We start from the raw sequence: 14012 nt of genomic DNA, 5'->3' as shown, positions 1-14012 counted from the left end.
GATTTATAATATCATATTTCTTAATATCCTCTTTAGAAATATATTCTGCTACAAATGCCATTTTATTTTTCCTTTCTTACATCTATTAACGCTACACTAAAATCATCCTTATCCTCCCAGCCTGGTCTAAATTTAAAATCAATCAAAATATCTCTCAATATTTTAATAACTTCATTATCTGGAATAATAGAATTTATAACATTTACCTCGATAATTTTCCACACCCTTTGAAATTTGCGTCCATCCACTTCTTGATCATATTCGTAGTCCAAAAGAATATCTAAATTATTTCCTTGAATATAAAGCCTCCATAGCTTTTTGCTCCCATAACCATAATCATACCCTTCATTTGGTAGTCTTTTAATTAAAAGAAACCAAATATCTTTTTGTCTATCAACAACAAAATTTCTAGGTAGTTCTTCATAATACGGACTATATTGATAAAAAATTTTACTCAACCCGTACTTTTCATCATCCTTTTTAGTGATGATAGCATTTTCAAACGCCATTCTCTCCTCCTTAAAATTTAATTCTCGGATTATACTACGATATGTTTATATCCGCCTATGCGCTAATAAATATATCGTAGGGTTAAATTTATAATTGATTTTCGCCTCAAACCACATGCAACGCTCTCGTTAAAATTTTTAAAATTTCAAAGCGCAGTTTAAATTTACAGCCGCGGCTCGGCGCGCGCCAAAGCACAAGCCGCCGCCGTATGTTTGAAATCCCGCCACAAATCGTGCGGCGCTACGTATCCAAAACCCGCGCATATCAAGCTGCGATGACACGCTGAGTCGCACGGGCTCGATAAATTTCGTCGCGGCGTGCCTAAGCTTCTATCGCGTAGGGGATTTTATCTTTCGCGCCGGCGCCCGCAAAGCCTTTAAGTCGCAGCAGGCAGCTGTCGCAAAGCCCGCACGCAGCGTCCTCGCGCTCGTAGCAGCTCCACGTAAGCTCTAACGGCACGCCGATCCCAAGCGCCAGCGAGACGATCTGCGCCTTGCTAAGGTGCACGAGCGGGGTTTTGATGCGCGGATGAAAGTCGCGGCTCGTGCCCAGATCGAGCGCTCGCTCAAACGCGCCGATGAACTCCGCGCTGCAATCGGGGTAGCCGCTGCTGTCCTCCTGCACCACGCCGATGAAGATCGCGTCGCAGCGCTCCTTCTCGGCAAGGGCGGCGGCGATACTCAAAAACACGCCGTTGCGAAACGGCACGTAGGTGCTCGGCAGATCTGAAAACGCGCTCTCGCCGCTTGGCGGTGGAATTTTATCGCTTTGGCTTTGAGGTGAAATTTTACCCCCTGCGTGCTTTGATGAAATTTTATCGCCCTGCTGCGGCTCGGCTCCGCTTTGAGGTGAAATTTCACCTTCTTGAACCAGAATTTTGCTGCCCTGCGGTGAAATTTTGTCGTCGCAGGCTAAAATTTTACCGCCTTGCGGCGAAGGCTCATCGCCCCCTAGTAAAATTTCAGCGTCTTGAATTAAAATTTCACCGCTCTGCAAGCGGCTGTCTCGCGCCGAATCTGCACCGAGCGTAGCGTCCGCAGGGCTCGCCGAGAAATTTAACGCAGTAAAATTTTGCCCGCCGATCTCGGCATTAGTAGAATTCGCTACAATAGAATTTTGCCCATCTAATTCGGCGGCAGAATTTGTCTCGGTAAAATTTTGCCTACTGAGCTCAGTACTCTTGGAATTTGCCGCGCTGTCAATCTTGGCGCCAATGGAATTTACCGCACCGCAAAGCTCCGCCGCACCCTTTCTGATCGGCAAAGCACCGTCCGTAAGGGCACTACCGCCGATTTGTGCGATGAAGCGAGCGTCTAAAATCAGCCTTTTTGCGACCCCCAAATCGTCGCAAATTTTACCGAAGCACTCGCGCTCCTTGCCCATCGTGCGCTGATTATAATCGAAATGCAGCGCCACGATCTCGTAACCTTCGCGCCTCGCGATATAGGCGCAGGTCGCGCTGTCCATGCCGCCGCTGATCACGCATAAAGCTCTCATTTTCGTCCTTTTTTTGCTAAAATTATACGGAAATTTTATAAAAGAGGGGTAAAAATGATACTTTGCGAGCAGCCCTATCCCGAAATTTTGGACGCTATCGCGGCGGAGCTGGGCGGCGGGAGCGTCGAGCTAATTTTTGTGCGCGGCGAGGAGATGCGGCAGCTAAATGCGCAAACGCGCGGCATCAATAAGGCGACCGACGTGCTGAGCTTCCCGCTCGATCCTGCAGCATTTGCGGGCTTTGGCGAGGATTTGAGCAAAGAGAATTCCGCGTATGAAAACAGCGGCGGCAAAATTCTAAACGCTGCAAATTCTACTAATGAAAATACAAGCGCCGCAAATTCTGCGAGCGAAAATTCTAATACTATAAATTCCGAAAATTCCGAGGGCAAAAGTTCTAACGATAAAAATTTAAAGAATGAAAATTTTGACGGCGGAAATTTCGCTCCCGCGCTGCTCGGCTCGGTCGTGATAAATTTAGACCTCGTAGAGCTGAAAGCTGCGCAGCTTGGGCACGGCACGGATGACGAGACGGCGCTACTTTTTACGCACGGCATGCTGCACGTGCTAGGTTACGACCACGAAAGCGACGACGGACAGATGCGCGCCAAAGAGTGTGAGATCATCGAGAAATTCCGCCTTCCAAAAAGCCTGATCGTACGAACGGAAGGAAACGAGGAGTAGGCGCTGCGGATAGCAAGCTGCGCGGTAAGCTCTATATGGATCACGAAGTAAAGTTTATATTCGAGCAATAAATTTGAAGTGTCGAGGCATGAGTGAGAAAAATTTTGCGATATATATTGAAAAAGTTTATTTGACGTTAGCAGAATGAATTCCTGCACGTATTTTTAAGTAGAATTCTTATCGCATCAGACATTGCGGAAACGTTATACGACATATTTATGCCCCTTTTAATGAATTTTTATATGCTTTATTTAGTTGAAAAAATGTAAAAAATAAAACTAGCGCCAAGATAATTCCGCTGAATAAAAAGAGTTTTTGTTCAAAGAAATTTTGCCTAAGATCAACTTCGATGATTACTTTATTATCACAATCTCCAAATTCTACGATATGAAGATTTATCATTTTTAAGATTACGCATTTATTATTAATGTATCTGCTAAATATAAAATCACAAAAGTATTTTTCTTGATAGTCGTATTTATTTGTATCAATATGAAAGTCGATAAATTCCCAAGAAAAGATTTTGCCATTTCCCGCTACGGATATCTTGCAACCATTACCGCTTTTATAACTATGAAATCTGGAAAATTACTCTACTGTTCCGGAAAAAATATATGGATTCCGCAAGGACTTCTCACTAGGTGCAACTGCATAAGCAGCCAAAAAACATATAGGCATAAAAACCATAGAAAATACGGCAATCATCGCTAAAAAATTATGCTTTTTAGCAAAGCCGAATTTTATTAAATCATTACAATAATCCACGTAACGAAGCGGATTTTTCATTGTGTTCCTTTAAATAAACATAGATGGTAGCCCAAAAAGCGCATGCTATCGCAAGTTCGGTAATTAGACTTAGCGGCTACCCTCGATATCCGCAAAGTGCGAATGGGCGCACAAAATCTAACTGCATTTTCATTAAATTTCAAACGATATAAAGATATATTGTATTGTGCGACGGATTAAATGCTGCTTAATATTTTTATTACAAACGCGAAATAAAAAGCCTAGAAACAAAGGTTTGTACGAGCTAGCTTCTACATCGCAATTATCAAATACCTTTTCTTGCGGCCTTCTTAATATTTAAGACCGCTATCTTTCGTAGTAAAATAAATTTCTACATTCGAAAAAATAGGCAAATCTCGTAAATTCTCTAATTCTACCTTATATATGCCCTTTTGTAGGGGTATGTAAGCGATTGTCGCACTACTTGTGCCATAGTGTTTCTCACCTATATAAATACTTGTTTGCATATACGCGGAGCGTAAATTCTTTATGCCTGCAAACACGGGTTTTAGTTTATAATAAAAATACTCTTTTCCGAGCCTAAATTTATTCTGCTCGCTATCTATTTTATATATCTTTAGGCTTAGCGGTATTTTGATGCCGTGCAGCTTGGGCACGACAGGGATGACGAGACGGCGTTACTTTTTACGCACGGCTTGCTGCACGTGCTAGGTTACGACCACGAAAGCGACGACGGACAGATGCGCGCCAAAGAGTGTGAGATCATCGAGAAATTCCGCCTTCCAAAAAGCCTGATCGTACGAACGGAAGGAAATGAGGAGTAGGCGCTGTATATCGAAGAACGGTAAGCTAAATCTATAGCATATAAATTCTACTAAATGAGGATTATAAAATATAAATTCAGCGAGAATATTAATCTCGCTGAATTTATAAGATCTGTCCAAATTTATACTCGCTTGTCATAACCATTCACACTATGCAAATAAGCTAGCTCATATAAATTTGAATATTATCTTTTTGCGCATTATTTGACATAAATTCTAATGCTTGCGAATTATCGGCGTACGAATTTAACTGCTCGATAATTTTATTTACTGTATCTTGTGGCACAAAATAATCGTTTTTCAAGAAACTTGCTTGTTTAAACCCACCGGCATATTCGCCAGCGCGAACAATATCTTCGATCTGTTTGTAATTCATCTGCGCGCCGTCTGCAAATTTAATATTTTCGAGCCTGTGATTGTATCCTAAGCTTCGCTTGAAATGATCCTTTATTATAATTTGATCGCTTCCTTCTTTAAATTTCAAAATCAAATCGTTTTTATCTTTAGATAATTTAAGCTCGTTTTGATTTATATCTTTTAATATCAAAGTATCTTTTCCGCCACAATCTTTAATAATATCTTTGCCGTCTCCCTTGCAAAATATGTATTTATCGTTACCCAAGCCGCCGTCTAAATAATCATCACCCTTCCCGCCGATGAGCGTATCGTGCCCGAGACCTCCGTAAATTTTATCGTTCAAATTTGATCCCACTAGCGCATCGCTTCTTACACCACCTTTTATCGTCGTAGCGGTTTCATCATCAGCTTTGAAAAATACTTTTTTCAGTAAAGCTTTTAGCTTATTCTCGCCTTTATTTGCAAATTTAACGACCTCTTTGTTGCTTTGAAGCGCAGTTATCTCTTTGATCTCTTCATAGCCCAACGTTACATCTTTAAATTTGATCTGCGATATCTTCTCTTCCTCTGAATAAAAATCTCTTATAGTGACCGTGTCAAATTTTGACCTATTTACGACGACATCATTTTTATTTTGTCTAAAAACGACATCTTTTAAACTGAAGGCGGACATATCTATGATATTTTTGTCTTTATTTTCCTTGTTGGTTTCTATTATCGTATCTTTACCAAAATTTTCTTCAAAAACATAGGTATCGCTTCCTTCTCTTCCTTCTAGTACATCATCCCCGCCCTTGCCGTTTATGATATTGTTTTTCTCATTGCCGACAATGGTTTCATTTTTGGAAGTACCTGTATTCATAGCGTCAAAAAGAGCATCCGCCACGGATGTATAGCCCGAGTTTGTCATATTTACATAGCCGCCGCCGGTGGATTCGGCTAATTCTTTAAATTCCGCCGCCACATCTTCACCACCGCCCGTTTGAATCGTAAAGACCTGAATATTATTTAAATCACTGTGATTATTGCCATAAAGCGCGTTTGCTGCACTTAAACTTCTTGCTACCGCTCTTGGTTTATTGGGCAAAAGCGCCGCCATTGCTTTAGATTTGAACTCATTGTCCTTCGCGGGAGCATCGCCGAAAACGAAAATTCTTTTTACGGAGTATTCGCTCCAGTTAGAATTTGCGGCATTATAAATCCCGTGCCAAGTCATCTCTGACGTATCGCCTCCGCCATCTGCGTAAAGAGAGTTTATAGCGGACATTATCGCGTTTTGATCATTCGTGAGATTGGTAAAAGTCTGAACGCCAGGATCGTTATAACCAAATACCCCTACCTTAGTATTTTTATCTCTAGCAAAGGCGGTTTTTATGATCTCTTTTGCTTGGGATTTTACCGAGCTTATCGCCCCGCCCATCGAGCCCGTAGTATCACTAAGTATGGAGAATTCATTCGACTGCTCTTTTTGCAAATTTATCTCTAACTCGTTATTGTCGAAATCGTTTATCTTTAGACCGTTCGCGCTCAATACCTTCGTGGAAGTATTATACTCATAAGTTATAGAATCGTCATTGCTTTTATAAATTTCGATATTTCCGTGCGATTGCTCTTTTATAAACCTTCCGCCTTTTAGTTTAGTCTCGCTCAAATATACTTTGCCACTGCCATCGGAATCGTTTATCGTGTCATTCTCATCCGCATGATATATATCGTAGCCATTACCACCGTTTAGCGTGTCACTGCCTTCTCCGCCGTATATGACATCATCGCCGTCTTCGGCATTTATAGTATCATTTCCTCGCTCGCCGAATATCAGATCATTTCTATTAGTACCCGTTATCGTATCGTTGAAATTTCCATTTCGATCAGCATAAACTTCGTCAGCATTATTTCCAACACCCTGACCGACGAGAATTTTCCCACGATTGCCTATAATGTCAGCCGCATTGATCTGTCCATCTCCAAATTTCCCAACTAACCAATTTATAGCGGGGGTAAGTTTGATATTCAATTAGTCTCTTCTATAATTACGATTCTCATCTTTTCCCTTTCTATAGCAATCCTCCAAATACTCGGTTATATGAGCTCGTTTTTTCTCTAAAAAACTAATGACATGTTTAGCCTCATTATCTCCTACATTGCTCTCATCGTCATATAATTTGAATTTATCAGATTCTGCAGTACGCCTATTTTGTATACCATTATGCCTATAATAGGTACCAGTTTCTGGATCAAATTTTATTTTATTACTAGCATATCTGATTTCATACCATGCCACAACCCTATCTCCATCATTGTCTTCATCATTAATAGCGGCAGTCAAATTAGGTCCTATCATTTCATTTACTCCACCATTATAAGCTAGGCTTACCAAAGCAATCAATTCTTCAGTATTTTCAAGTTCATTAGCTCTTGTTTCATTAAATTTAGCTAGTACAGGCACTTCAAATCTGCTTTCGATTATTGTATTATATAGAGCATCCGCCTCTTCTTCATTAATAGTGATACTATTTGGATTCGAATTATAGGAATTTAAGTTTCTATTCCTTATTAACTCATTCAAACCATTGATTTGTTCCTGTGTTAAATTTATTCCAGCGTTTAAAAAGTCTGAAATGAAATTACTACTATCTATATTATAGCCATAACCTATGGTTAAATTCCCATTATCATCCAAATATACTCTACTTCTAAAGCCTTCTGCACCTATTATAAAACTCTCTTAACTCTGTTAAATAGGTATCTCTCGAACCAACTGAATGCGTTTGCATGATTTACTTCTTAGTAAAAAATTTCTTTTTATCTATCAGATATGATATTTCACATTTAGTCTCCAACCTACTATCTTTAATCTCCTTAAGCCTTATAGTAAAGCCGAAGCCCAAACCAGGAAGATTTCTCTCAATATCCAACGCGTAGTATCTATCTTCATAAAAAATGGGTCTAAAATAAACGCCTTCCACATAATTTTTATAATTTTCTAGATGAATCCTACTTTTATACGGATCATAATTAAAATCCCTTATAGCTTTGGTACACTCTTTGATATCTAAAATATAGGCTAAATTTTTAGCAAGATTGTTCGATACGTTATATTCCGCATACTTATAGAACATTATATATAAAAGCCTATGATCGCCGATCTTATACAAAGTGAAACCTCTGCCACGATACCCTACTTGAACCGTTCTATTCATATCCATATACCAACAATCACTCATATTTTGCTTTAGCTCAGGATCATTATAATCTATGCTATCGTTAACTACAGGGCGGATAGCGCTTATATTTTTCCATTTAAACAGATCGTCGTAAAAATCGGTGCAAAAGTCTCTTTCTTTAGCCAAATGCTCTTCATACTCTTTCTTAAGGGTCGCGTTTTGATCCATTTGCCAAAAATACACGCTTTTACTGTTAAAAGTAGTAATACCAAAAGTCGCATTGGTTTCACTGCTCTTTCTAGTAATATTTCTATCCCGTACCTTTGATAAAATCGAATCTAACATCCAAGGCATAGCAGTAGTAGTATTGTTCGTATCGTTTGCATCTATAAACGATACGCTAAGTATGATCACAAGCGTAAATTTTATAAGTAAAGCAAATCTAGGCATTCTGTCCTCCTTTCAAAAAGAGAAATATCATACTAGCTTTATGAATGCATTATATCCTCGCTCAAGTTAAATTATACTTAACAATTTGATATTATTTTTTGATTTTGATTTAATATGAGATAGGCGGTAAAGCATAAAAATTCAGCGTTGCAATACATCAAATCCTGCAGGTTCTATGGACAAAATTTATGCGAATAAAATTTTATAAATCGCGCTTAGCCGAAGTTTACGGGATCCATATCGATCTCGACGGGCAGATGCTCAAGCGTGCGCGCAGCATTAATGAGCGGCACGTGCGAGCTAGCGCGCAGCAGAATTTCAAAGCGAAATTTCGACGCGATATAGGCGATACCCGCCTTGCCGTAGCCGATGATCTCAAAGCTCTCGCTCGCCTTCTCTTTCAAATGCTGCGCGGAATTTTCGGCAAGATTTTCGGCCGCTAAATTTATAAAATTTTGCGCGGCGCCGTTTCTTTCGGGCTTTAAATTTACGCTACCCGCGTCTGCGTCGCAAGCTGAAATTTGCGCGGCATTTTTTAAATTTGAAGCGTTTTGACGGTTTAAATTTACATCACCCTCACGCATATCCGAGCTTTGAAATTTAAAATTTGATATTTGCTTGCCGCTCTGCTGCGCAGAATTTTGCAAATTTAAAGCGCTTAAATTTGCTCTCCTCGCATTCAGCCCGTCATGCGATGCAAACGCGCTACTTCCCGCCTGTTTGCGGCGCAAAAGATCAAGCGCCACGTTCATTATTTCGCTCGCCGCCTTTTCGTTTTTATGCGAGATCAGCACGCGCAAAAGCCGCATATACGGCGGATAGAGCCCCTCGCGAAACTCCGCCTCGTCGCGCAAAAAATCATCGTAATTTTCGATATAATCCCTAAAAAAGCCGCTCTGGCGCGTCTGTATGACGACCCTGCCCTGTCCCGAGCGGCCCGCGCGGCCAGCCACCTGCATCGCAAGCGCCAGTGTCTTTTCACGCGCCCTAAAATCGGGATAGCTCAGATGCTCGTCGATCCCCATTATCACCGCAAGATCGACGCCATGGTAATCGTGCCCCTTACTAAGCATCTGCGTGCCTACTAAAATGTCGATTTTATGGGCGTTGAAGTTATTTAGCAGCGCCTCAAGCTTGCGCTGCGTGGTGATCTCGTCGCGATCAAATTTTGCGATGCGGGCGCTCGGGAAATGCGCCGCGAGCTGTGCCGCAAGCTCGCCGGTACCGATCTTGCGCGCCTGCATCACCTCGCCGCCGCAGTTTTCGCAAGACGCCCTGTAAAACGTGCTAAAGCCGCAGTAATGGCACTTCAGCGCCGCAGCATCCGCGTGATAGCTCATCCCGACGGCGCAAAACGGGCAGCGCACGATCTGCCCGCAGTTTTCGCAGACCATATATTTGTAGTTCGCGCGCGTCGGCAAAAACACGACCGCCTGTTTGTCCACTTCGAGGCTGCGGCCGATCTCGGTTAAAATTTTAGGGCTCAGCCCCGTTTCGCTCTCGTCGAAAATGAAGCGCTTGGCGCTGCTAAAGTAGGTGCCGCGCAGACGGAAGTGCGGCTGCTTCGCATAGGTGCTAAGCGCGGGCGTCGCAGAGCCCAAAACCACGCGGATGCCGAGCTTCTTGCCGACGAAAATTGCGGCGTCGCGGGCATTTAGGCGCGGCGCGGCGGTGGATTTATAGCTGTCGTCGTGCTCCTCGTCCACGACGATGAGGCCCAGATCGCTAAAGGGCAAAAATAGCGCCGAGCGGGCGCCCGCGATGAGCCTGATCTCGCCTGCGTTAAATTTCGCTAGAATTTCGCGCTTTTTTTTGGGCGAAATTTTAGAGTGCCAGACGCCGAGCCGCTCGCCGAAATAGCTCTGTAGCCGCTTCGTCATCTGCGGCGTAAGCGAAATCTCAGGCATCAAAAACAGCGCCTGCTTGCCCGCGGCGAGCGCCTGCGCGATCAGCGCGATATAAATTTCGCTCTTGCCGCTGCCGGTATCGCCGAAAATCAGCGAAGTTTCATTAGCTTCGGCAAATTTACGCGCTTGCTCCTGCGCGGGGGTAAGGTTTGGAATTTTATCTATTTGAAGCGGGGATAGCGACGTCGGGATGGGGCTTTGTGCCGCGGCGTCTGAATTTTGAATTGAGACGGAATTTTGCGCTGAAGTAGGATTTTGAATCGAAATGGAATTCTCTCCCTCAGTAAAATCCCGCTCTTGGATCGAATTTTGCGCGATGGCGGAATTTTGTTTGTGTGTCGGCTCGAGGGCGGCAACAAAATTTATTGTCGTAGCGGAATTTTGAGCCAATGTAGAATTTTGGATTGAAACAGAATTTTGCTCATCGACAAAGCTCCTCTCTTGGATAGAATTCTGTGCGGCGGTAGAATTTAACGCCAAATTTTGCGAGATAATATTTTGCGCCTGCTTTAAATTTTGCTTTTGCATGGAATTTGGCGCGATGACGGAATTTATGACGGTAACAGAATTTTCTGCGGTAGTAGAATTCCTCCTCAATTCAGAATTTTGAATTGAGGCGGAATTGTGTGTGGCATTAAAATTCCCATCGAGCGTAGAATTTTGTGTGGTGATGGAATCCTGCTCGAAAATAAAATTTTGTTCGCGGGTAGAAGCTTGTTTGCAAGCGGAGACCAACTCACTAACGGGAATTTGCTCGCAAGCGCAATTCCGCTCAGTCGTAGGATCCTCCTGCAAATTCCGCAAATCCTGCGTCGTCTCGCTTGAAGGCTCGAAAATCCCAAATGCAACGCCCTTTTCGCAAACATAGTAATTAGCGATAAAATTTGCAAGCATGCTTTGAAACGGAGTGAATTTAAGCTGCAAAATCTCTAAAATTTCCTTAGTTTTGAAGCTCGGCTTTGAAACCTCGCGCAGGAGTACGGCGGATTTGACGCTCGATTTTACGGGAACGGATACGATTTGATATGATGGGATTTTAAAATTTGAACTGTAAGTAAGCGGCTTTAGACTGGCGCCCAAAACCGCAACTTCATAATAGAGCATTTAGCTATTGAGCTAAGGATTGACAAAGAGGCTCTTGATGATTGCAGTCGAACGAACCGACATTAGCCCTTGAGCCTGCAGGTCTAGAATCAGCAGTCGGATAGTAGTTAAAAGTAGTTGATTGACCGGCAACGGTAGCTGTATATGTGGATGTAGCATTAGCATTACCATTTGTAACTAAGCTCCAGCCGTTTCTGCCACCAGCTCTCATAGGATAGATGGGCTGCTGCAAAACACCTTCAAAAAGCGTACCGGCCACATCAGGGTTAGCTTCTAGACCAGGCCACGTAGTCACACCTCTCATCATGTTCTCGCTTCTAACTAGCGAAAGTCCGCTTCTAATAGCAGCGATATCCCCACGCATCTTAGCGATCGTAGCATCATCGCGCGTAGCGGCTAATCTAGGCACCGCGATGCCCGCCAAAATACCTAAAACGACGATGACGAAAACAAGCTCTATCATCGTAAAAGCTTTTAAATTTTTCATGTTAAATCCTTTGATTTAAAGTGAGATGATTATAGCCAAATTTAAATAAAATTAATTTTAGTTAAAGAAAAAATCCTGCATTTTAAATGGAATTTTATGAAATTTCATTAAATTCTGCGATTTTTTGTCCGAATTTTACGGACGTATCAGCCGGGGTTTCAAATTTTAAAAACTCGCTTTGCGCTACGAGTACGATCGTTGAGCCCAGCTCGAAATTTCCCAAATGATCGCCCTTTTTAAATTTTAAATTTTCATATTCGTAAAGCGCCTCAGCTCTATTTGTGCATGCATTCGTCTGTATTCGCGCATCGAAATCAAATCTCATCTTGCCGACATTTAAAGCACCCACGAAAACCATCCACAAAATCCCGCCGTTACGTATCTTGCACTTCAAAATAACGCGCTCGTTTTTAGCGTAGAGGTTTGGAATTTTAAGTAAAAATTTCTTCGCCACACTGTAAAGATCGGCGGGGATATAAAGCGCCTGCAGCACGCTCAGGTCGCACGGCGCGTGATAATGATGATAATCGCGCGGGCTTAGATAGATGTTTGCGTAGCTTAAATTTACGCCCTTTGTATTTTCGCAGCCTTGGGCGTCCTCTGCGCTCGTTTCGCGGCTCGCACCGCTTTCATCGCTATAAATTTCAGCCTGCACGCCGCTCGCGGCATAAGTTACGCCGCTTTCATCGCCTCTGATTTTCGCTTGCGCGGCGCGAAATTTCATCCCTGCGCCGGCATCTTTTGCGCATCCGGTTCTAACCTCGCCGCTCCCGTTCGTAGCAACTGCCCCGTCATCTAAATTTTTAACCGCTCCGCCGCTTTCGCTCGCCGTAAACGTCCGCCCCAGCAGCTCGCTAAGGCTATATTCGCAGCCCTTTACGCTAAAAGCCCGCAGATCGTCGCAGCATCCACTCTCAAAGATCACGCCGTCGCTAGGGCTTATGAAAGCCGTCTCGTCTGCCGCTATCTCGCGCGGACGCAGCAAGCGGCGGGTAAAAAGCGCGTTTAGGCTCGCGTAGCTTTGCGGCGGATCAAATTCGCTCATATCGATTTTAAAAAATTCCACATATTTGCGGTTGATAAAATTTTGTATAAATTTAAGGAATTTCACCGCGGCGATAATCCCAAAAATCCTCGAAATAAAACTTCTCATCTATGCCTTTCTAAGCTTAAGTAGCGCGATCTCGGCATCGGCAAAGACCCTTATCGGCGGGCCCCAAAACCCTACGCCGCTGCTTACGTAAATTTGCTTCAGCCCGTCGTTATACAGCCCGTAAAGATACTTCTGGCTAAGCAGCACCAAAAGCGTCCATGGGAAAATTTGCCCCGCGTGCGTGTGTCCGCAGATACACAGATCGACCTCGTCACGCACGAAATCCACGACGTATTTGGGCTGATGCGCGAGTAAAATTTTTGGTTTATCGGGGTCTGTCTGCGCTAGCGCAGCGCCGAGATCGGGCTGCATATATCCGAAGCGAAAGCCACTAAGATCGTGCACGCCCATTAAATTTAGCCCTTCAAATTCCACGCTTTCGTTTTGCAGCACCCGCACGCCCGCTTTTTGCATTGCCGCGATAAGCCCGCTTGCGTCGCCGCGGTAATACTCGTGGTTACCAGTGACGAAAAATATAGGTTTTTTGATCGCCTCAAGAGGCTGCAAAATATCCCCGAGCTCATCCGAGCGCAGATCAAACATATCGCCCACGATCAGTAGCGCATCGTAATTTAGCGAGTTTATCTGCGCTACGACGCCTTGCAAAAATTCCTTTTTCAAAAACTCGCCCAGATGCACGTCCGAGATGACGACGAAGCTTAGCTCGCGAGCTAAGTTTTTGATTTTTATTTCGCGCTCGGTGATTTTTGGAATTTTTAGTGCATTATAAAGCCCTTTAAAAATATAGCTAAACGCCATTATTACGAAGGTTACGTCGATAAAGGTTTTTAAAAATTTTCGCCTGTTTTGGCTAAATTTAACTACATGCGCGGCTGCGCTTAGCACATCGTAAGCAAGGCAGATAAAAAAGAGCGAAAAGGACGCTGCCATGCAAAATACGCAAGCTTTATAGAGCAACTCATTTTTAAAGCTTCCATTAAGCCCAAAACCCACAAAAAATATCGCATCTAAAATCGCCAAAGCTACGCAAAGCAAGCTCAAGGCAGGGCGAAACGTAGCGAAGCCTTTATATGGCGTAAAGCGCGCGCTGATCGATCTGTAGACGTAAAGATTAAAAAACAGAAATAAAACCGTACCGACGATCGGGAAAATATAGGCGCTTTTCAA

The 14012-nt window shown here is 43.1% G+C and carries 11 protein-coding genes and 3 pseudogenes; 2 read left to right on the top strand and 12 right to left on the bottom strand.

Going from position 1 to position 14012, the window contains the following annotated elements; all coding sequences use genetic code 11:
- Nucleotides 1-62: 62 nt before the first annotated feature.
- The 3 genes and pseudogenes from Q0323_RS08395 to Q0323_RS08385 form a co-directional block, all read right to left on the bottom strand.
- Entirely contained in the window at nt 63-509 is a 447-nt protein-coding gene (locus Q0323_RS08395; protein WP_297880200.1) for a hypothetical protein, read from the bottom strand.
- Nucleotides 510-831: 322 nt separating this feature from the next.
- Nucleotides 832-1284, bottom strand: a pseudogene (locus tag Q0323_RS08390) (7-cyano-7-deazaguanine synthase); the annotation flags it as partial.
- A 456-nt stretch (nt 1285-1740) separates the two neighbouring features.
- Nucleotides 1741-2007 (bottom strand): annotated as a pseudogene (locus Q0323_RS08385) (7-cyano-7-deazaguanine synthase); the annotation flags it as partial.
- 54 nt (nt 2008-2061) lie between these two features.
- Between Q0323_RS08385 and ybeY (Q0323_RS08380) the strand changes: the two are divergent.
- Nucleotides 2062-2691, top strand: coding sequence for an rRNA maturation RNase YbeY (ybeY, locus tag Q0323_RS08380; RefSeq protein WP_298053473.1), 630 nt, complete (start codon nt 2062-2064; stop codon nt 2689-2691).
- 588 nt (nt 2692-3279) lie between these two features.
- On the opposite strand, the gene Q0323_RS08375 is transcribed toward ybeY (Q0323_RS08380), so the two are convergent.
- Both Q0323_RS08375 and Q0323_RS11285 read right to left on the bottom strand, forming a co-directional pair.
- Nucleotides 3280-3477 carry a hypothetical protein gene (locus Q0323_RS08375; protein ID WP_298053472.1) on the bottom strand — a complete coding sequence of 66 codons (198 nt, stop codon included), beginning with the start codon at nt 3475-3477 and terminating at the stop codon, nt 3280-3282.
- Nucleotides 3478-3767: 290 nt separating this feature from the next.
- Nucleotides 3768-4094 carry a DUF5625 family protein gene (locus tag Q0323_RS11285; protein WP_366939568.1) on the bottom strand — a complete coding sequence of 109 codons (327 nt, stop codon included), beginning with the start codon at nt 4092-4094 and terminating at the stop codon, nt 3768-3770.
- Between Q0323_RS11285 and ybeY (Q0323_RS08370) the strand changes: the two are divergent.
- A pseudogene (ybeY, locus tag Q0323_RS08370) lies at nt 4077-4262 on the top strand (rRNA maturation RNase YbeY); the annotation flags it as partial. The gene Q0323_RS11285 and the pseudogene ybeY (Q0323_RS08370) overlap by 18 nt on opposite strands.
- Before the next feature lie 163 nt (nt 4263-4425).
- Here ybeY (Q0323_RS08370) and Q0323_RS08365 read toward each other — a convergent pair.
- The 7 genes from Q0323_RS08365 to Q0323_RS08335 form a co-directional block, all read right to left on the bottom strand.
- Nucleotides 4426-6633 carry a calcium-binding protein gene (locus tag Q0323_RS08365; RefSeq protein WP_298053471.1) on the bottom strand — a complete coding sequence of 736 codons (2208 nt, stop codon included), beginning with the start codon at nt 6631-6633 and terminating at the stop codon, nt 4426-4428.
- A complete protein-coding gene (locus Q0323_RS08360; protein WP_298053469.1) occupies nt 6634-7299 on the bottom strand; it encodes a hypothetical protein in 666 nt (221 codons plus the stop codon).
- 97 nt (nt 7300-7396) lie between these two features.
- A complete protein-coding gene (locus Q0323_RS08355) occupies nt 7397-8233 on the bottom strand; it encodes a hypothetical protein (protein ID WP_298053467.1) in 837 nt (278 codons plus the stop codon).
- Between the two features lie 215 nt (nt 8234-8448).
- Nucleotides 8449-11244, bottom strand: coding sequence for a primosomal protein N' (gene priA / locus Q0323_RS08350; RefSeq protein WP_298053465.1), 2796 nt, complete (start codon nt 11242-11244; stop codon nt 8449-8451).
- 4 nt (nt 11245-11248) lie between these two features.
- Nucleotides 11249-11731 carry a prepilin-type N-terminal cleavage/methylation domain-containing protein gene (locus tag Q0323_RS08345; RefSeq protein ID WP_297897748.1) on the bottom strand — a complete coding sequence of 161 codons (483 nt, stop codon included), beginning with the start codon at nt 11729-11731 and terminating at the stop codon, nt 11249-11251.
- 94 nt (nt 11732-11825) lie between these two features.
- On the bottom strand, nt 11826-12884 hold the full coding sequence (gene asd, locus Q0323_RS08340) for an archaetidylserine decarboxylase (RefSeq protein WP_298053464.1): 1059 nt from the start codon (nt 12882-12884) through the stop codon (nt 11826-11828).
- Nucleotides 12885-14012: a metallophosphoesterase gene (locus Q0323_RS08335; RefSeq protein ID WP_298053462.1), complete on the bottom strand. Its 1128-nt coding sequence runs from the start codon at nt 14010-14012 to the stop codon at nt 12885-12887. It abuts the gene before it with no gap.

It is taken from the genome of uncultured Campylobacter sp., assembly GCF_938030145.1.
Classification (GTDB): domain Bacteria; phylum Campylobacterota; class Campylobacteria; order Campylobacterales; family Campylobacteraceae; genus Campylobacter_B.
This window is presented reverse-complemented; position numbering and strand designations above follow the sequence as displayed.

What these genes read in the sequence shown, in the direction of transcription:
- Q0323_RS08395 (WP_297880200.1), bottom strand. Translation starts at nt 509, where the DNA reads ATGGCGTTTGAAAATGCTATCATCACTAAAAAGGATGATGAAAAGTAC.
- ybeY (WP_298053473.1), top strand. Translation starts at nt 2,062, where the DNA reads ATGATACTTTGCGAGCAGCCCTATCCCGAAATTTTGGACGCTATCGCG.
- Q0323_RS08375 (WP_298053472.1), bottom strand. Translation starts at nt 3,477, where the DNA reads ATGAAAAATCCGCTTCGTTACGTGGATTATTGTAATGATTTAATAAAA.
- Q0323_RS08355 (WP_298053467.1), bottom strand. Translation starts at nt 8,233, where the DNA reads ATGCCTAGATTTGCTTTACTTATAAAATTTACGCTTGTGATCATACTT.
- priA (WP_298053465.1), bottom strand. Translation starts at nt 11,244, where the DNA reads ATGCTCTATTATGAAGTTGCGGTTTTGGGCGCCAGTCTAAAGCCGCTT.
- Q0323_RS08345 (WP_297897748.1), bottom strand. Translation starts at nt 11,731, where the DNA reads ATGAAAAATTTAAAAGCTTTTACGATGATAGAGCTTGTTTTCGTCATC.
- asd (WP_298053464.1), bottom strand. Translation starts at nt 12,884, where the DNA reads ATGAGAAGTTTTATTTCGAGGATTTTTGGGATTATCGCCGCGGTGAAA.